The organism is Rhizobium sp. Nf11,1 (assembly GCF_050587665.1).
In the GTDB taxonomy this organism is placed as follows: Bacteria; Pseudomonadota; Alphaproteobacteria; order Rhizobiales; family Rhizobiaceae; genus Rhizobium.
Map to the genome: position 1 here is coordinate 21040 of NZ_JBOBHU010000018.1, position 17903 is coordinate 38942.

The 17903-nt window shown below is 61.6% G+C and carries 21 protein-coding genes; 9 read left to right on the forward strand and 12 right to left on the reverse strand.

What is annotated here, in order from left to right; genetic code table 11:
• Positions 1 to 69: 69 nt before the first annotated feature.
• The 6 genes from ACQ7C1_RS23260 to ACQ7C1_RS23285 all read right to left on the reverse strand — a co-directional run bounded on the left by ACQ7C1_RS23260 (position 70) and on the right by ACQ7C1_RS23285 (position 5700).
• Positions 70 to 1335 carry an ABC transporter substrate-binding protein gene (locus ACQ7C1_RS23260; RefSeq protein ID WP_430959948.1) on the reverse strand — a complete coding sequence of 422 codons (1266 nt, stop codon included), beginning with the start codon at positions 1333 to 1335 and terminating at the stop codon, positions 70 to 72.
• A 26-nt stretch (positions 1336 to 1361) separates the two neighbouring features.
• Positions 1362 to 2195 carry a carbohydrate ABC transporter permease gene (locus ACQ7C1_RS23265; RefSeq protein ID WP_430959949.1) on the reverse strand — a complete coding sequence of 278 codons (834 nt, stop codon included), beginning with the start codon at positions 2193 to 2195 and terminating at the stop codon, positions 1362 to 1364.
• The gene (locus ACQ7C1_RS23270) at positions 2192 to 3115 is read right to left on the reverse strand and encodes a carbohydrate ABC transporter permease (protein WP_430959950.1); all 924 of its coding nucleotides are present in this window, start codon (positions 3113 to 3115) and stop codon (positions 2192 to 2194) included. The genes ACQ7C1_RS23265 and ACQ7C1_RS23270 overlap by 4 nt, the downstream gene beginning before the upstream one ends.
• A complete protein-coding gene (locus tag ACQ7C1_RS23275; protein ID WP_430959951.1) occupies positions 3108 to 4289 on the reverse strand; it encodes an ABC transporter ATP-binding protein in 1182 nt (393 codons plus the stop codon). The genes ACQ7C1_RS23270 and ACQ7C1_RS23275 overlap by 8 nt, the downstream gene beginning before the upstream one ends.
• Positions 4286 to 5116 (reverse strand): metallophosphoesterase family protein, encoded by an 831-nt coding sequence (locus ACQ7C1_RS23280; protein WP_430959952.1) that lies wholly within the window; start codon positions 5114 to 5116, stop codon positions 4286 to 4288. The genes ACQ7C1_RS23275 and ACQ7C1_RS23280 overlap by 4 nt, the downstream gene beginning before the upstream one ends.
• Before the next feature lie 188 nt (positions 5117 to 5304).
• The gene (locus ACQ7C1_RS23285) at positions 5305 to 5700 is read right to left on the reverse strand and encodes a hypothetical protein (protein WP_097601101.1); all 396 of its coding nucleotides are present in this window, start codon (positions 5698 to 5700) and stop codon (positions 5305 to 5307) included.
• Positions 5701 to 5909: 209 nt separating this feature from the next.
• Here ACQ7C1_RS23285 and ACQ7C1_RS23290 point away from each other — a divergent pair, with 209 nt between their 5' ends.
• The 6 genes from ACQ7C1_RS23290 (at position 5910) to ACQ7C1_RS23315 (ending at position 9979) form a co-directional block, all read left to right on the forward strand.
• Positions 5910 to 6098, forward strand: coding sequence for a hypothetical protein (locus tag ACQ7C1_RS23290; RefSeq protein ID WP_430959953.1), 189 nt, complete (start codon positions 5910 to 5912; stop codon positions 6096 to 6098).
• A gap of 82 nt (positions 6099 to 6180) precedes the next feature.
• Entirely contained in the window at positions 6181 to 6474 is a 294-nt protein-coding gene (locus tag ACQ7C1_RS23295) for a hypothetical protein (RefSeq protein WP_430959954.1), read from the forward strand.
• Positions 6475 to 6515: 41 nt separating this feature from the next.
• Entirely contained in the window at positions 6516 to 7022 is a 507-nt protein-coding gene (locus tag ACQ7C1_RS23300; RefSeq protein ID WP_430959955.1) for a winged helix-turn-helix transcriptional regulator, read from the forward strand.
• A 13-nt stretch (positions 7023 to 7035) separates the two neighbouring features.
• Complete coding sequence (gene fabF / locus ACQ7C1_RS23305) at positions 7036 to 8301, forward strand: beta-ketoacyl-ACP synthase II (protein WP_430959956.1); 1266 nt, start codon at positions 7036 to 7038, stop codon at positions 8299 to 8301.
• A gap of 82 nt (positions 8302 to 8383) precedes the next feature.
• Complete coding sequence (locus ACQ7C1_RS23310) at positions 8384 to 8812, forward strand: DUF4864 domain-containing protein (protein WP_430959957.1); 429 nt, start codon at positions 8384 to 8386, stop codon at positions 8810 to 8812.
• Positions 8813 to 8917: 105 nt separating this feature from the next.
• A complete protein-coding gene (locus ACQ7C1_RS23315; protein ID WP_430959958.1) occupies positions 8918 to 9979 on the forward strand; it encodes an acyltransferase family protein in 1062 nt (353 codons plus the stop codon).
• Positions 9980 to 9992: 13 nt separating this feature from the next.
• Here ACQ7C1_RS23315 and tgt read toward each other — a convergent pair whose 3' ends face one another.
• The 5 genes from tgt to coaD form a co-directional block, all read right to left on the reverse strand.
• Entirely contained in the window at positions 9993 to 11123 is a 1131-nt protein-coding gene (tgt, locus tag ACQ7C1_RS23320) for a tRNA guanosine(34) transglycosylase Tgt (protein ID WP_430959959.1), read from the reverse strand.
• Positions 11124 to 12206 carry a tRNA preQ1(34) S-adenosylmethionine ribosyltransferase-isomerase QueA gene (gene queA / locus ACQ7C1_RS23325; RefSeq protein ID WP_430959960.1) on the reverse strand — a complete coding sequence of 361 codons (1083 nt, stop codon included), beginning with the start codon at positions 12204 to 12206 and terminating at the stop codon, positions 11124 to 11126.
• Positions 12207 to 12278: 72 nt separating this feature from the next.
• Positions 12279 to 12788: a peptidylprolyl isomerase gene (locus ACQ7C1_RS23330; protein WP_430959961.1), complete on the reverse strand. Its 510-nt coding sequence runs from the start codon at positions 12786 to 12788 to the stop codon at positions 12279 to 12281.
• 28 nt (positions 12789 to 12816) lie between these two features.
• Positions 12817 to 13389, reverse strand: coding sequence for a peptidylprolyl isomerase (locus ACQ7C1_RS23335; RefSeq protein ID WP_285195398.1), 573 nt, complete (start codon positions 13387 to 13389; stop codon positions 12817 to 12819).
• A gap of 43 nt (positions 13390 to 13432) precedes the next feature.
• Entirely contained in the window at positions 13433 to 13927 is a 495-nt protein-coding gene (gene coaD / locus ACQ7C1_RS23340) for a pantetheine-phosphate adenylyltransferase (RefSeq protein WP_097601109.1), read from the reverse strand.
• 90 nt (positions 13928 to 14017) lie between these two features.
• Between coaD and ACQ7C1_RS23345 the strand changes: the two genes are divergently transcribed.
• From ACQ7C1_RS23345 to ACQ7C1_RS23355, 3 genes are all read left to right on the forward strand, one after another.
• Positions 14018 to 14317, forward strand: a complete 300-nt coding sequence (locus tag ACQ7C1_RS23345; protein WP_285195400.1) for a hypothetical protein — start codon at positions 14018 to 14020, stop codon at positions 14315 to 14317.
• A gap of 143 nt (positions 14318 to 14460) precedes the next feature.
• The gene (locus ACQ7C1_RS23350; protein ID WP_003539654.1) at positions 14461 to 14616 is read left to right on the forward strand and encodes a hypothetical protein; all 156 of its coding nucleotides are present in this window, start codon (positions 14461 to 14463) and stop codon (positions 14614 to 14616) included.
• A gap of 36 nt (positions 14617 to 14652) precedes the next feature.
• Positions 14653 to 14787, forward strand: a complete 135-nt coding sequence (locus ACQ7C1_RS23355) for a hypothetical protein (protein ID WP_010056528.1) — start codon at positions 14653 to 14655, stop codon at positions 14785 to 14787.
• Positions 14788 to 14968: 181 nt separating this feature from the next.
• On the opposite strand, the gene gyrA is transcribed toward ACQ7C1_RS23355, so the two are convergent.
• Positions 14969 to 17776 (reverse strand): DNA gyrase subunit A, encoded by a 2808-nt coding sequence (gene gyrA, locus ACQ7C1_RS23360; RefSeq protein WP_221112411.1) that lies wholly within the window; start codon positions 17774 to 17776, stop codon positions 14969 to 14971.
• Positions 17777 to 17903 lie beyond the last annotated feature (127 nt).

The following is a 17903-nucleotide window of genomic DNA, read 5'->3' on the forward strand; positions in this document are numbered from 1 at the left end:
AATGCCAGGAAAAGCAAGAGGCCGCTACGCACTTGGCGTGGCGGCCCCTACCCTGGGTGGGGAAGCTGATCAGCTGCGCGGCAGCATGCCTTCGACATCGGCGGCCGCGTCGTCAAGCGCTTCCTTCGGATTGGCCGACTGGTCGACGATGCGCGACAGGTTATCGACGATCGTCTGCGTGACCTTGACGCCGTTCGAGCCGGGGAAGGCATACCAGGGGATCATGACCGGCATCTGGCTGAGACCTGCCTGGAACAGCGGGTTCTGCTTGTAGAAATCGCCGAGATATTCGGGCGACTTGGCGGCGAGCTCGTTGTTCGGGACATAACCGGTGCCGGGCACGACGACGGAAGCGCCGTAAGGACCGGCGGCGAATTTGGCGAACTTCCAGGCGGCATCCTGCTTGGCAGCGTCATGCGTCAGGATGACGACAGCGTTGCCGCCTGTGGGAAGGCGGCCGTTAACCGGATCGATCAGCGGGATCTTGGCGGTGCGCAGATCGAATTTGCCGCCGACATTCTTGATGGTGTTGCGCAGTGCGCCCGTCGTCTGGAATTCGAAACCGACCTTGCCTGCAGCGAAAGCCTGCTCGCCGGCGGGCTTGGTGAAGACGGGCATACCTCCTTCCGTTACCAGACGATGCAGGACCTCGACGGCCTTCTGGCCTTCCGGACCGTTGAAGGCGACCTTGCTTTCGTCCTCGCTCAGCATCTTGCCGCCGGCGCCGAAGAGCAGTGCGGAAAACATCCAGTCGTCGCCCTGCCAGCGGAAATCGATGCCGTCGACGCCGTTGCCGAGCGCCTTGATCTTGCCACCGAGCGCGATGACTTCATCCCAGGTCTTCGGCGGATTGTCGGGATTGCCGCCCGCCGCCTTCACCAGATCGGCGTTGTAATACATGATCGGGTTGGAAGTTGCGAAAGCGAGACCGACCTGCTTGCCCTTGACCTGGGCGAGTTTGAGGATCGTGTCGGAGAAGCCCTGCTCGGCCATGTTGCCGTCCTTCTGGACGAGCGGGCTGAGGTCGACGGCGACGTCGCGCTCGTCGAGCATGCGCAGGCGGTTCAGGCCGATGAAGGTGATGTCGGGCATTTCACTGGTGCCGGCCTGGCGAAGGATCGTCTGGATGCCTTCCTCATAGGTCGCGGACGGGCTGGCGAACTGGATCTTGATGTCGGGGTTCTCAGCCATGAACTTCTTCGAGATCGTGTCCATCACGTCCTTGAAGAAGCCCGGCATCGGGTAATGAACCGTCAGTGTCGTCTCTGCATGCGCCGGAAGCGCGATTGCCAAGGATATGGCCGCTGCGGCGAGAAGCTGGGTGATATGTTTCATCGCTCGTTCTCCTGGGTTGAAGCCGGTCAGCCTTTGAGACCGGTCATGGTGATACCCTCGACGAAACGCTTCTGCGCAAGCAGGAAGGCGGCAACGAGGGGAAGGGTAATGATGAGGGTCGCGGCCATCAGCGCGCCGTAATCGTCGCCGGCCTCGGCGGCGCGGAAATACATCAGCCCGAGTGGCGGCGTGGCGTAGTCCTGCTTGCTGATGACGACCAGCGGCCAGTAGAGATCGTTCCAATGCGCGACGACCGAGAAGATGGCGAAGGCAGTAACGGCCGGCCAGGCATTCGGCACGATGACGCGGGAAACGATGCCAAGTTCCGACATGCCGTCGAGACGCGCGGCATGGATGAGATCATCCGGCATGGCGCGGAAGAACTGCAGGAACATGAAGATCGCGAAGACCGAAATGGTGAAGGGCGCAACGAGGGCGGCGTAGCCGTTCAGCAGCGAGGCGCGGTCGAAGGCGACATAGAGCGGCAAGGCAGTCGCATGGATCGGCACCAACAGGCCGAGCATGACCAGCACCATCATGGCCCGGGCGGCGCCGAAGCGCAGCTTCGCCATGGCAAAGGCGCAAGGGATCGCCACCAGCACCTGGAAGAAGAAGATCAGCCCACAGACGACGACGCCGTTCCACAGGAGCCGCGCCATCGGCACCCGGATCAGCGCCTTGGCAAAGTTCTCCGCATAGGTGAGATGCGCCGGGATCAGCGACAGCGACGAGGTGAAAATATCGCTCTGGGCTTTGCCCGCCGCCGAAATCATGAAGACATAGGGCGAGAGGAAAATGATCGCGCCGAGCGAAAGCAGCGTCAGGCGGATGATCCGGCCGAGAGAAAAAGCGCCCGTCATGTGTAATGCACCCGCCGATCGAGGATGCGGTACTGCAGGAACATCAGCACCACGAGGATCAGGAGAAAGACGACGGTCATCGCCGAGGCGTAGCCGACGCGCAGGTAGACGAAACCTTCCTGATAGATTGTAAAGAGCAGCACCTCCGACGCCTTGTTCGGGCCGCCTTCCGTCAGCGTCTTGACCGTCTCGAAGACCTTCACAGCGTTGGTGACGCTGATGGTGACGACGAAGAGCGTCGTCGGCCCGAGCATCGGCCAGGTGACGAGCAGAAAGCGATCGAGGGCGGATTTGGCGCCGTCCACCTCGGCTGCCGCGTAAAGCTCGCGCGGGATCGCGGTAAGCCCGGCCAGGAACAGCACCATATTGAAGCCGGCCGACTGCCAGACCCCGATAATCGACAGGCTGTAAAGCACCGTGCCGGAGCTGCCCAGCCAGTTCGGGCCGGGCAGCCCTGCAAGAGACAGCAGCGCATTGATCGGGCCGATGGTCGGATGAAACATATATTGCCAGACGGTCGCCATGGCGACGATCAGTGAAGCAACCGGCAGGAAATAGGCGGTGCGGAAGAAGCTGCGCGCCGTCGTCCCGCTCTCGATCAGCATGGCAATGACGAGGCCAAGAAGGATCGAGACGGGCGCGACGATCGCCGTGTAGACCGTCGTATTCCAGAGCGACTTGCGGAACGTGCGGTCGGTGATCAGATGCGCGTAATTCTCGAAGCCGACGAAACGGAACTTGCCGTAGCCGAGTTCAAAATCGGTAAAGCCGAGGAAGATGACAGCCGCGACCGGCAAAAGCACGAAGAGGAACAGCAGGACGATCGCCGGCAGCACCAGCATCCAGGCGATGCGGGCCTCGCTGCGCCGATGCGTAACGGCGGGATTGGCTGGCATGGCCATGGAGACGACGCTAGACATGCGCCCTCTCCTGCGCGATGTCGCCTGCGGCGAGCCCATTGCCGGCCTCGGCGCGAGCAGCCAGCCGTCTACCATCCTCGGCGAAGGCCATGATCCGGCCTGTGTCGAGCCGCAGCCCGACCGGATCACCGGCGGCGAGGCCTGCAGCTTCCGGCGGCTGAACCTTGGCGATTACGGCCTCTCCGATCGCATCGAGGCGGCAATAGAGGATGACCTCCGATCCCAGGAACTCGACGCGCTCGATCCGGGCGGCAAGCCCGTCCCGGCGGTTGTGGTCGAGAGAGACGAACTCGGGGCGAATGGCGAGCGTGACCGGCATCTTGCCGGCAGGCGGGTTTTTCAGCGTCAGCCGCAGGTCGCCAAAGGAAATCACACCCTCTTCGGCTCCCGCCGGCAATTGATTGATGCGCGGCTGGCCGATGAAGCGGGCGACCTCGATATGGGCGGGATCGTCATAGATGACCTCAGGGCTTGCAATCTGCAGCAACCGGCCGCCAATCATCACAGCGACGCGATCCGCCATCGACAGCGCTTCCGCCTGATCATGGGTGACGTAGAGCGTCGGCACACCGGCGCGGCGATGAAGGTCGACGATCTCGCCACGGGCATGGACGCGCAGGTTGGCGTCGAGGTTGGACAGCGGCTCGTCCATCAGGAAGACGCTCGGCCGGCGCACCATGGCGCGAGCGAGCGCCACGCGCTGACGCTGGCCGCCGGACATCTGACCGGGCTTGCGGTCGAGCAAGTGTTCGATCTTGAGTGATGTCGCCATTTCCCCAACGTCGCGGGCGATTGCCGCGCAGGTGGCGCGCTGGCCCGGCATCAACGAGCCTATGAAGGGCAGCCGCTGCGTCGTCGACAGCCGGCGCATCGCCAAGGGCACGGCGATGTTTTCAGAGGCCGTCAGATGCGGATAAAGGGCGTAGGATTGAAAAACCATCGCGATGTTGCGGTCGGCGGCTGCCACGCCGGACATATCTTTCCCGCCGATCAGGATCTCGCCCCGGTCGGCGTGGTCAAGGCCGGCAAGCACGCGCAGGAGCGTGCTCTTGCCGCAGCCGGAGGGACCCACCAGCGCGATGAATTCGCCGGCGCCGACATCGAGGCTGACGCCATTGAGGATCTGGTTGCCAGCGAAGGACTTGGTGATGCCGCGAAGCGAGAGCGCGCTCATTCCACCGGTTCCCGCTGCTTGACCGCCTGGGGATAGACCTCGTGAACGACGTCGTCGAGCACATGCGCGGTCATGCCGGGAACGGCGACGACCGCGCTTGCGACCGACGTATCGAACTCATGGATGACGGCGCCGATCAGGCGCTCGCCCGGCATTTCCCGTTCCATCTTGTCGATGATAAAGGCGGCGGACGGCCCCCATGTCAGCTGGGTCTTGCCAAAGCCGCCCTGCCAGGCCCAATGAAGATGGCCGCTCGCGAAGAGAGCCACGTCATGGGCACCGATCAGATCAAAGAGCCTCTGGCGCTGAGCAGGTCGGACGCTCCAATAGCCGGTATCGCCTTCGTCGGGTGCATCGACGAACAGCGGCTTATGCGCGAACAGCGCCACGCGCCGCCCTGCCCTATCTTCGAGCGCCTTGGCAAGCCACTCGAACTGCGCCTCCTCCTCATCATCTTCATGGCCGAGAAGCAGCGCGTTCAATCCGATGAAGCGCCAGCCGGCCGCATCCTCCAGCCAGCGATCGTCACCGGCAAGGCTGCGCCAGCGGGCGAGCCGCTCGGCATTGACGGGCTGGTCCGAACCCTTGAGGTGCCCGACATCATGATTGCCGGGAACGATCAGCATCGGGATCGATACCTGGCGCATGAGATCCATCGAGAAGATGATGTCCTCATCCTTGTCGGCGCCGTCGACGGTGAGATCACCGGTGTGGACGATCAGATCGGCATCGGTCTCTTCGATCCAGCTCAAGAGCGGTGCCCAGTTGCCGTTGAAATGCGGCTTGCCGGGGCTAAAATGCGTGTCGGTGATGTGAATGATTTTCATGGGGCGCGTCTCCGAGAACCTCGGAAGCGTCTCCTGGACGCTCCCTTCTCGGGGCCTCTCTAGAGGGCTCCCATGTCAATCAGACATCTGCGGTTTTCAGCTGTTTTTCAGTTTTGACATCAATCTGTCACACAGCCGCAGGCCGCCTCCCGAACTGGGAGCCGGCCCATCTGCTGATTGGGTGGGGATCAGTGCCGCGGCGCGTTCGCGGGGATGGACGATACCGTCGCCGAAACGGGGTCGCTTGCGGGGAAGGTGTCTTCGAGACCTTCGTTCAGCTCCTCTTCCAGCGTTTCGCTGTCGTGGGTGGAACGCGCGCTCGGCTGGCCGATGAGACCCTTGCTGCCTTCGTCGAAGTTGCCGTTGCTCAAGGCATCATACCGGTTGATGCTGCCGTCCGGGTTGCGGCCGGGAAAGGCCGTCAGCTGAACCATCATTACCTTGGCGTGGTCGAGCGCCGTCGAACTGTCTAGTTCGCCGTGCGAATTGTCGATTTTGACGGCAATCGACTCTCCTCCCTCGCCCAGAAATTCCACCGTGAAGAAGTTGCCGGACTGTGTCACGCGCGTATCGATCAACTGCATGGGAACCTCCTGTGTTCATCCCAAACCAACGGCGATCAGCATCAGGAGTTCCACGACAACGCCGCTTCAACGCGATGCGTGGCGCGCCGAGGGTGAGATCCGCTGATAACTCGGCCGGCATTTATGGTTAATTTATTAATAATTCGGCGCTTATCATTGGAACCATGCGGCCTTTCCGAGTGTTGTTGCTGCGCCGTGGAGGAACCTCGATGATACTGAAAATCCTTGCGCCAAAGATCGACGTCGATTGCCATGATACCGGCACCTATCCCGACGGGATCTTCGCCGAAAACCGCATCGACCTTTCATCGCGCCGCGACGACCGCCGTCGCTCGCCGCATGAACGCGATTACGGCGCCGACAGAAAACTGGAAAGACTGCCGCTCGGCTTCGTCTAAGCAGCCATAACCTCCTCTTGTCGGCCGGATGATCCCGGCCACATTCTCCTTTGACGCCACTCGCGCAGGTCAGGAGAAGCCTTTGCCCTGGATCGCCTACATCGCCCATTTCATCGCCGCGGCCTTTCTGGCCAACGGCATCCCGCATTTCGTCAACGGCGTCAGCGGGCGGCCCTTCCGCACCCCATTCGCCAATCCAAGTTCGCCGACGGTGAATGTCATATGGGGCTGGGCCAACCTCCTCATCGCCTTCCTGCTCTTTGCCAATATTGGGCCGCTTTATATCGGCACTCCGGGCGATACGATTTTCGCCGCGGCCGGCATGCTGGTCACCGGCATCCTGCTCGCCCGCTTTTTCGAAGGCAGCGCCAGATAGTAGCTTGCATGATGATAGTCACTCCTGTAGTGACATCTGCCATGCAGCGGACAAGTTTCGGCCAATTCAAATGCCCGGCGGCGCGCGCGCTCGACAGCGTCGGCGACTGGTGGAGCATCCTGATTGTGCGCGACGCCTTCCAGGGGCTGTCGCGCTTCGACGAGTTTCAGAAAAGCCTCGGCGTGGCCCCAAACATCCTGACGCGGCGGCTAAAACATCTGACGGACCAGGGCCTGTTCGAACGACGGCTCTACCAGCAGCGCCCTGCCCGCTACGAATATGTGCTGACCGAGAAGGGCCGCGATTTCTTTCCGGTGTTGATGGCGCTGTTTTCCTGGGGGAGCCGGCACATTCCGGAAGAGGATCTCGCCTTTCTGCTCAGCGACGCCGCTTCCGGCAAAGCGCGCGAGACGGTGCTTGTGGACGCACGGACCGGCGAAGAAGTAACGCCCGAAAACACCAGCCTGCTCGCTGGACCAGCCGCCGATGACGAGGTGCGTGCGCGGATCGCCCGCATGCGCGCCTGGTATCTCGGTATCGACGCATAGAGAGGAAAATACCATGGATCGCATCGTTGTCACCGGCATGGGACTTGTCTCGCCACTCGGCACCGGCGTCGAGCCTGCCTGGACACGTCTCGTCGACGGCGCCTCCGGTCTCAGGGTGCTGCCGGACGATGTTGTCGGCGAGCTCTCGGCCAAGGTCGGCGGTGTCGTTCCCGGCATCGCCGAGGACGCGCAGGCCGGCTTCGATCCCGACCGCTCCATCACGCCGAAAGACCAGAAGAAGATGGATCGCTTCATCCAGTTCGCGATGGCGGCGACGGAGGAAGCGGTGAAGCAGGCCGGCTGGATGCCGACCGACGAAGGCAGCCGTGAACGCACCGCAACGATCATCGCTTCGGGCGTCGGCGGCTTTCCTGCAATCGCCGAAGCGGTGCGGATCGGCGAGACGCGGGGCGTTCGGCGGCTATCACCCTTTACCGTGCCCTCCTTCCTCGTCAACCTCGCCGCCGGCCAAGTCAGCATCCGCTATGGTTTCAAGGGGCCGCTCGGCGCGCCGGTGACGGCCTGTGCCGCCAGCGTTCAGGCGATCGGTGATGCGGCGCGGCTGATCCGCTCCGGCGAAGCCGATGTGGCGATCTGCGGCGGTGCCGAGGCCTGCATCGACAAGGTTAGCCTCGGCGGCTTTGCCGCCGCGCGTGCGCTGTCCACCGGCTTCAACGAGACGCCGGAACTGGCTTCGCGGCCCTTCGACACGGCACGCGACGGTTTCGTCATGGGCGAAGGCGCCGGCATCCTGGTCATCGAAACGCTCGACCACGCGCTGGCCCGCGGGGCCATACCGCTTGCCGAACTCGTCGGCTACGGCACGGCGGCGGATGCCTACCACATGACCGCAGGTCCCGAAGATGGCGACGGCGCGCGCCGGGCGATGGTGGCGGCACTCAGGCAGGCGAAGATTCCGGCCTCGGAGGTCAGGCACCTCAACGCGCACGCGACGTCGACACCGGTCGGCGACAGAGGCGAGATCGCTGCGATCGGCACGGTCTTCGGCCGCAATGGCGCCATTGCCGTCAGCGCGACGAAGTCGGCGACAGGCCATCTGCTCGGCGCGGCGGGCGGGTTGGAAGCAATCTTCACCATTCTTGCGCTGCGCGACCAGATCGCGCCGCCGACCCGCAACCTCAACGAAGCCGATCCGGCCGCCGACGGCATCGACATCGTCGGCAAGACGGCGCGGCCGCTTGCCACGGACTATGCCATCACCAACGGTTTCGGCTTCGGCGGCGTCAATGCCAGCGCCCTCTTCCGGCGCTGGTCGTAAAGTCCGTTTTCCTTGTGCTGAAATTCGCTTACACTTCCGCTCTATCGGGGGCTCGCTCCCCGATGGAGCCGGAGATCAATCCATGCGCGCCTTTCTCGCAGTTCTCATTCTGTGTGCCGCGTCCGCCCTCTCTCCTCTCTCGGCCCATGCCGAAGATCCGATCGACACCTCGCGAACGATGATCGAGGAACAGATCAAAGCCTTCCTCAAGGACGATGCCGAAACCGCCTATTCCTTCGCCGCCCCCGGCATCAAGGCGATGTATCCCGACAAGAACCTGTTTTTCGCCATGGTAAAGAAGAGCTACGAACCGGTCTATCACCCCGGCAATTACGCCTTCGGCCGCAGCCGCTCGATCGATAACGGCGCGCTGATCTACCACGAAGTGCTGATTTCGGGCCGTGACGGCAAGGACTGGACGGCGATTTACCAGGTCACGCGCCAGCCCGACGGCAGCTACCGGATCAACGGCGTTCAGATCATGCCGGATGCGGACAGCAAGGGAATTTGACGCCAGTTTTGCGCCCGCTCGCAAACCGGCAGTTGCACGGTCACGTTGCGCTAACAATTTCGAAATCCTTCTGGGGTAACAAAATGCCGACAGAGGGTTGTAACCGTGAACAGTGGCAAGCAATTTTTCACAGCTCTTGAAGCGTTACGAGGAATTGCGGCTGTTATGGTCATGTTCCTTCATACGGGCGGCACACTTGGCCCGATTCCGGCAAATATCAGCGGTGTAGACCTCTTCTTTCTCTTGAGCGGCGTCGTTCTGGCAAATTCATATGAAAAGCGCCTGACCGCGGGAGAGATTTCCCCCGCCGGATTTCTCCTGCACCGTATCATTCGGCTTTATCCCCTCTATCTCCTTTCGCTTCCTGTCGGCTTTGTCAGCTATGCGCTTCAAAACGAAGTGGAGTCGCCGGCAGGCCTCATTGTCAGGGCTATCCTGCTCATTCCAAACAGAAATCCGAACGGGGCATTTCCTTTGAACGGACCCAGTTGGTCGCTCTTCTTTGAACTCTGGGCCGGACTGCTGTTCGCCGTTCTTCTTATACGGTTGTCTTTCAGAACCTTGCTTATTATCGCGCTTGGGGCTGCCTGTATCACCACATTTGGGGCATGGGTCGGAGGCAATTTCGATATTGGACACCAAGCAGGCTACTTCGCATTTGGCTTTTCGCGAGTGCTGTTTTCGTTTTCACTCGGGATGTGCCTCTACAGGTTATATGACGTCCGAAAACCGAACACGGTCAAGAACGGCAACATTACGGGCCTTCTTATCTGCGGTTGTTTGATCCTGATCACAAACATACCGGCCATCATATTCTTCGGCTTCCCATGTTTCGATCTTTCAATATGCCTCGTGATTTTCCCGGCTATCGTTTGGATTGCAATGCGCACGACGCAGACCGGCCGAGTGGAACTGGTATTCGGATGGTTGGGGCGGCTTTCCTATCCGATCTATATCCTGCACGGACCGATATTCAGCCTGCTGCATGTACTGCGGCAACAGGGCTTCAACCTTCCCGCCTCTCCAGCAACCGGCATGATTGTCGTCATAGCGATTTTCATTCTGGCTGGCATTATCACCACTCGCTTTGACGAACCGGTGCGCAAGAAACTCAGAATGATCGTTTCGCCGAATCCACCGTCTGCCGCCACCCAGTCGGTCACGTAGACTCAGGTAGCGCTTAGACCGGCTCGAGATCACCCCTCGCCCATTCCTCCATAGTTTCCGCCATGAAATCGGCGAAGCGGCCTTCGGCGATCGCCTTGCGGATGCCCTGCATCAGCTCCTGATAATAAGCGAGATTGTGCCAGGAGAGCAGCATGCCGCCGAGGGCTTCGTTGGCGCGGACGAGATGGTGGAGATAGGCGCGCGAATAATCACGCGAAGCCGGGCAATTCGATTGTTCGTCGAGCGGGCGCATATCCTCGGCATGGCGGGCATTGCGGATATTGACCTTGCCGCGGCGGGTGAAGGCCAGGCCATGGCGTCCGGAGCGGGTCGGCATGACGCAGTCGAACATGTCGATGCCACGGGCGACGGATTTGAGGATATCGTCAGGCGTGCCGACGCCCATCAAGTAACGCGGCTTTTCCACGGGCAGGACCGGAAGCGTCTCTCTCAGCATGTTCAGCATCACGTCCTGCGGCTCGCCGACCGCGAGACCGCCAACGGCGTAGCCCTTGAGGTCGAGCTTGGTGAGTTCCTCGGCCGAACGGATGCGCAGGGCCGGAATATCGCCGCCCTGAACGATGCCGAACATCGCCTTGCCCGGCTGCTCGCCGAAGGCCACCTTGCAGCGCTCGGCCCAGCGCAGCGACATTTCCATGGCGCGCTCGATCTCCTTCGGTTCGGCCGGCAGCGCCACACATTCGTCGAGCTGCATCTGGATGTCGGAGCCGAGCAGCCCTTGGATCTCGATCGAGCGCTCCGGCGACATATGATGCAGGCTGCCGTCGACATGCGACTTGAACGTGACACCCTGCTCGTCGAGCTTGCGCAGGCCGGAGAGCGACATGACCTGGAAGCCGCCTGAATCCGTCAGGATGGGATGTTCCCAGCGGATCAGCTTGTGCAGGCCGCCGAGGCGGGCGACGCGCTCCGCTGTGGGGCGGAGCATCAAGTGATAGGTATTGCCGAGGATGATGTCCGCGCCGGTCTCCCGCACCTGATCGAGATACATGGCCTTGACGGTGCCGACTGTACCGACCGGCATGAAGGCCGGCGTGCGGATCGCGCCGCGCGGCATGGAAATCTCACCGAGACGGGCACCGGCATCGGTCTTCTCGAGCGTGAATTGGAAGTTCTCTGTCATCTAGTCTTTCCGGAAAAGAAGGCTCGCGTCGCCGTAGGAGTAGAAGCGGTAGCCAGTGGAAATCGCGTGTTCATAGGCGGCATGCATGGTTTCGAAGCCTGCGAAGGCCGAGACCAACATGAACAGCGTTGAGCGCGGCAGGTGGAAATTGGTCATCAGCATGTCGACCGCCTTAAAACGGTAACCGGGCGTGATGAAGATCCCAGTGGCGCCGGCCCAGGGTTTGATCTCTCCGCTTTCCCCGGCGGCGCTCTCGATCAGCCGCAGCGAGGTGGTACCGACGCAGACGATACGCCCGCCTCTTTCCCCCACGGCATTCAAGCGCGCGGCGACATCGGCGCTGACATAGCCGCTTTCGAGATGCATTTTGTGATCGTCGGTATCATCAGCCTTAACAGGCAGGAAAGTGCCGGCGCCGACATGCAGCGTGACGAAATGACGTTCGATGCCGGCCCTGTCGAGCGCTTCGAACAGGCCAGGCGTGAAATGCAGGCCGGCGGTGGGGGCTGCAACGGCGCCCTCCTCGCGGGCATAGATCGTCTGGTAGTCGGCTCTGTCGCGCTCGTCCTCGGGGCGCTTGGCGGCGATATAGGGCGGCAGCGGAATATGGCCGACGGCGGCGATCGCCTCGTCGAGCACCGGACCGGAAAGATCGAAGGCGAGCGTCACTTCGCCCGCTTCGCCTTTTTCCTCCACCGTCGCATCGAGCGAGCCGATCATGCAGCTCTCGCCGCTGTGGCCGAAGGCGATGCGATCGCCTTCCTTGATGCGCTTGCCCGGTTTGGCGAATGCTTTCCAACGGCTGGGACCGACGCGCATGTGCAGCGTGGCCGAGACCTGCTGACCGCCGGCGCCGTCGCGATGGCGGATGCCCTCGAGCTGGGCGGGGATGACCTTCGTGTCGTTGAAGACGAGCGCGTCGCCGGCGCGCAGAAATGACGGCAGATCCGAAACGCGATGGTCCGACAGTGCGATTGCCGCTTTTGCATCCACGACGAGCAGGCGTGCACTGTCGCGCGGCTCGGCGGGCCGCAGGGCGATGCGCTCCTCGGGCAGATCGAAATCGAAAAGATCAACGCGCATAAGTGTACTTTCAGGCAAAGCGAAACCCGCCCCGCGCTCTCGCGCAAGGGCGGGTTTCAGCAGAAATCACAATCAGACGTCGGCGGCAACCCGCATGGAAACGATCGAGTCCGGATCGGAGACCGGCTCGCCGCGCTTGATCTTGTCGACATTGTCCATGCCTTCGATCACCTGGCCCCAGACGGAATACTGCTTGTTCAGCCACGGAGCGTCGGTGAAGCAGATGAAGAACTGCGAATTGGCCGAGTTCGGGTTCTGCGAACGCGCCATCGAGCAGGTGCCGCGCACATGCGGCGTCGCCGAGAACTCCGCCTTCAGGTCCGGCTTGGCGGAGCCGCCCATGCCGGCGCGGCCGGGATTGAAGGTGTCCGAACCCTTCTTGCCATATTCGACGTCGCCCGTCTGAGCCATGAAATCCTGAATGACGCGGTGGAAAACGACGCCGTCATAGGCCTTCTCGCGGGCGAGTTCCTTGATGCGGGCGACATGCTCCGGCGCGACCTGCGGCAGAAGCTGAATGACAACCTTGCCCTTGGTGGTTTCTAGAATGACGGTGTTTTCGGGATCCTTGATCTCGGCCATTGTCTTCTCCTCTTCTTTCTCTCGTAACTTACTTCTTGCCCAGAGTGACCTTGATCATCCGGTCGGGATTCTTGACTTCGCCATTCTGGCCTTCGCCGCGCTTGATTTTGTCTACGTTCTCCATGCCGGACACGACCTTGCCGACGACGGTGTACTGACCGTTGAGGAAGGAACCGTCGGCAAACATGATGAAGAACTGCGAATTGGCGGAATTCGGATCCTGCGAGCGGGCCATGCCGACGGTGCCGCGCACGAACGGTGTCTTGGAGAATTCAGCCGGGATATCGGGCATGTCGGAGGAGCCGGTGCCGGCGAGGCTGGCATCGAAGCCCTTCTCCATGTTGCCGTATTTGACGTCGCCGGTCTGGGCCATGAAGCCGTCGATGACGCGGTGGAAGGCGACGTTGTCATATTCGCCCTTCTTGGCAAGCGCCTCGATCTGGGCGACATGTTTCGGCGCTACATCCGGCATCAGCTGGATCACCACCGGGCCGTTCTTCAGCTGAATGGTGAGATAATGATCGGCCGACTGGGCCAACGCATCCCCCGCGAAGGAGGCGAGATACAGCACGCCGGCAAATGCGAGATAGAAGAGTTTCATGTGAGCTCCGTTGCGGCGTTATCCGCCTAGGCTTTTGCGCTTGCTAGTTTGGGCGCTTGGATGTGAGGGCTTGCAGGACGGCGGCCGGGACGAAAGCGCTAACATCGCCGCCCATGGCGGCGATCTGGCGGACCAATGTGGCGGTAATGGGCCGCGACGCCGTGCCGGCCGGCAAAAAGATGGTCTGGATATCGGGCGCCATCGTTCGGTTCATGCCGGCCATCTGCATTTCATAATCAAGGTCCGTGCCATCGCGGAGGCCGCGGATCAGAAGCGTGGCGCCATGGGCACGGGCGGCATCGACGACCAGATTGTCGAAGGCGACGACAGTGATGTTGCCGGTCTTGCCGGGCAAGACTTCGGCCAGCGACAGGCGGATCAGCTCGGCTCTCTCTTCGAACGAAAAGAGCGGCGCCTTGCCGGGATGGATGCCGATCGCGACGATGACTTTTTCGGCGACGTTCAGCGCCTGGACCAGAACATCCACATGTCCGTTGGTGATCGGGTCGAAGGACCCAGGATAAAAAGCTGTCGTCATCTGGCCCGGCCATTCGTTTGACGCCTTTTGTCACGGATGCAGACTTGTCGCAAGTGATTTACCGGGCCGCGCCGCACGGCTGAACAGCGGATGAACATGCCATTCAAGGCCGTTTCAGACGGGATCTGCTTAACTCGGATCATCAATGCAGCCGATGCCATTCCGGCAGCCGGCGCTCCCGAAAGACCTGGATCCATGCTGATCGTGCTCGTTGCGTTTGCCGTCACTTTCTCCCTCGCCGCCGAGCTGGCCTATGGCTATTTCGCCGATCGCCACGAGGTGAACTGGGTGCGGCCGGAGCTTGCCGAACATGCGGCGATCGTGCGTGCTCAAGGCCGGCTGCGCGGAATGAAGGCCGGCTGCGCCAGGAGAAACGGTCTTCGAATCTGAACGCCAGATGAACGAGACATTCAAGGAGGCTTCAGACCGCCATTGCTAAACACCCCCTCAACATCCGACGGAACCATTCTTAAACGGATGCGTTCACTCAACCGACACAGAAATGCGTCAAAGCGCGGCAGGAAGGACTAATAATGCCCGGCAAGATTACGATGATTAACGTGCTCTGGATGGTTATGGTCACGGGCATGCTCACCGCAACTGTCGCTCTTTATGATCAGAAGGTCGATACCTCCAAGGTTTATGGCCCCTATGCCTCGGCCCGCACGGCCGTACTGGGCCAGTACTGAGGAGCGAGTACGCAACTCCCCAGGAAAGGAATGCCTATGTTCACGATCTTGACAGTGCTAACCGCCCTCATCAGCGTCATGTTCATCGTGTCTGTGGCCTCGACGATATCAGCGCTGCGGCGCGAAGGCGAAGAGGTGAAGGCGCTGAACGAAAAGCATAGCGCGTTCTGACATTCCTCTCTTCCCCTCCCATGAGCGGCACCCTTTCGCCGCCTGGGCTTTTCAAAGCCGGATGCAATCAGCGTCCGGCTTTTTTCTTGGGCAATGAGCCGGCTTGAGCCAACAGAGTGCTTCAGCTTGGAAGCAACGCTCTAACAGAAAAGGGCGGCTTGAAGCCGCCCAGTTCATTCGATCATTCCTCGGCAGCACCGCCCGGATCGCCATCGGCGACAGGTGTTTCATCGGCGCCAGCGGTACCTTCGGCCGCGTCAACCGCCCCTTCCGTCTCATCATCCTCCGGCTCGCTGATGCGCTCGACCGAGACGACCTTCTCGTCCTTGGCCGTCGAGAAGATGGTGACGCCCTTTGTGGCGCGGCTGGCGATGCGGATGCCGCCGACCGGCACTCGGATCAGCTGGCCGCCGTCGGAGACCAGCATGATCTGATCGCCGTCATCAACCGGGAAGGCCGCCACCAGCTCGCCGATCTCTCCTGTCTTCGACGTATCGGTGGCGCGGATGCCCTTGCCGCCGCGGCCGGAGATGCGGAAGTCGTAGGAGGAAGAACGCTTGCCGTAGCCCTTTTCGGAGACGGTGAGCACGAATTGCTCGCGCGCCTTCAGTTCTTCGTAGCGCTCGTCGGAAAGTTGCCCCTCTTCTGTGACTTCTTCGCCAACGAGAGCGATGTCCTCTTCATCAACGCCTATCGCCCGGCGTTCGGCGGCGGAGCGCTTGAGGTAGGCGGCACGTTCCCATGGCTCGGCATCAACATGGCCGACGATCGTCATCGAGATGATGCGGTCGCCGTCGCCGAGATTGATACCGCGCACGCCGATCGAGTTGCGGCCGGCAAAGACACGAACGTCGTCGACGGAGAAGCGGATGCACTGGCCAAGCGCCGTGGTCAGGAGAACGTCATCCCGATCAGTGCAAGTCTCGACGGAGAGGATTTCGTCGCCCTCTTCCTCGAGCTTCATGGCGATCTTGCCGTTGCGGTTTACCTGGACGAAGTCCGAAAGCTTGTTACGGCGAACCGTACCGCGCGTCGTCGAGAACATGACGTCGAGATTGTCCCAGCTCGCCTCATCCTCGGGCAAGGGCAGGATGGTGGTGATGCGTTCGCCGGGTTCGAGCGGCAGCATGTTGATCAGCGCCTTGCCGCGCGAGGTCGGCGTGCCGATCGGCAGGCGCCAGACCTTCTCCTTGTAGACAATGCCGCGCGACGAGAAGAACAGAACCGGCGTATGGGTATTGACGACGAATAGCCGACTAACGAAATCCTCGTCGCGGGTGGTCATGCCGGAGCGGCCCTTGCCGCCGCGGCGCTGGGCCCGGTAGGTGGTCAGCGGCACGCGCTTGATGTAGCCGAGATGCGAGACGGTGACGACCATGTCTTCGCGGGCGATCAGATCCTCGTCGTCCATTTCGAGGCCGCCATCGACGATCTCGGTGCGGCGCGGCGTGCCGAACTCGTCGCGGACGGCTGATAGTTCGTCCTTGACGATGGTCTGGATGCGGACACGCGAGGAAAGAATATCGAGATAATCCCGGATCTCCTCACCTATCTTGTTGAGTTCATCACCGATCTCGTCGCGGCCGAGTGCCGTCAGTCGGGCAAGGCGCAGTTCGAGGATAGCGCGCGCCTGCTCTTCGGAGAGGTTGTAGGTGAGGTCGTCGTTGATGCGGTGACGCGGGTCGTCGATCAGACGGATCAGACTTTCGACATCTTCGGCCGGCCATCGGCGCGTCATCAGCTCTTCGCGGGCCGACTGCGGATCAGGCGCCTGGCGGATGACACGGATGACTTCGTCGATATTGGCGACGGCGATCGCGAGACCAACCAAGACGTGGGCGCGCTCGCGCGCCTTGCGCAGCAGGAACTTCGTTCTCCGGCTAACGACTTCTTCGCGGAAGGAGACGAAGGCGCGCAGCATGTCGAGCAGCGTCAGCTGCTCCGGCTTGCCGCCGTTCAGCGCCACCATGTTGCAGCCGAATGAGGTCTGCAGCGGTGTGTAGCGGTAGAGCTGGTTGAGGATGACCTCGGCATTGGCGTCGCGTTTCAATTCGATGACCACGCGATAGCCCTGGCGATCGGATTCGTCGCGCAGATCGGAGATGCCCTCGATGCGCTTTTCGCGCACGAGCTCGGCCATCTTCTCGATCATCGTCGCCTTATTCACCTGGTATGGAATTTCGGTGATGATGATCTGCTCGCGGTCGCCGCGCATCGGCTCGATGGTGGCGACGCCGCGCATGATGACGGAACCGCGTCCGGTCTCGTAAGCCGAGCGGATGCCGGCGCGGCCGAGGATCTTGGCGCCCGTCGGGAAGTCGGGGCCGGGAATGATCTGCATCAATTCCGGCAGCTCGATAGCCGGATCGTTGATCAGGGCAATGCAGCCGTCGATGACTTCGGACAGGTTGTGCGGCGGAATATTGGTCGCCATGCCGACAGCGATGCCGCCGGCGCCGTTAACGAGCAGGTTCGGGAACTTGGCGGGAACGACGACCGGCTCGGAGAGCGTGCCGTCATAGTTGTCGCGGAAGTCGACGGTTTCCTTGTCGAGATCGTCGAGCAGCGAATGGGCAGCCTTCTCCAGGCGGCACTCGGTGTATCGTTCGGCCGCCGGCGGATCGCCGTCGACCGAGCCGAAATTGCCCTGACCGTCGATCAGCGGCAGGCGCAGCGACCAGGGCTGCGCCATGCGGGCAAGCGCGTCGTAAATCGCGGCGTTGCCGTGCGGATGGTATTTACCCATCACGTCGCCGGTAACGCGGGCGCATTTGACGTATTTCTTGTTCCAGTCGATGCCGAGCTCGGACATGCCGTAAAGGATGCGCCTGTGCACGGGCTTCAGGCCGTCGCGCACGTCGGGCAACGCGCGGCTGACGATGACGCTCATGGCGTAATCGAGATACGACCGCTGCATTTCCTCCATGATGGAGATGGGCTCGATGCCTGGCGGGAGCTTCCCGCCGCCGGGGGGTGTTTGCTCAGTCAAAACAGATCACGATCTCTTCTAGAATCACTTGAAGATTTATAGCGGAAAGCCTGTTCCCGCGCCATTTTCTGAGCGCGTTTTGAACAGGCTTTTGCGGCCGAAAAAGGGTAAAGCACCGGACTTCTGC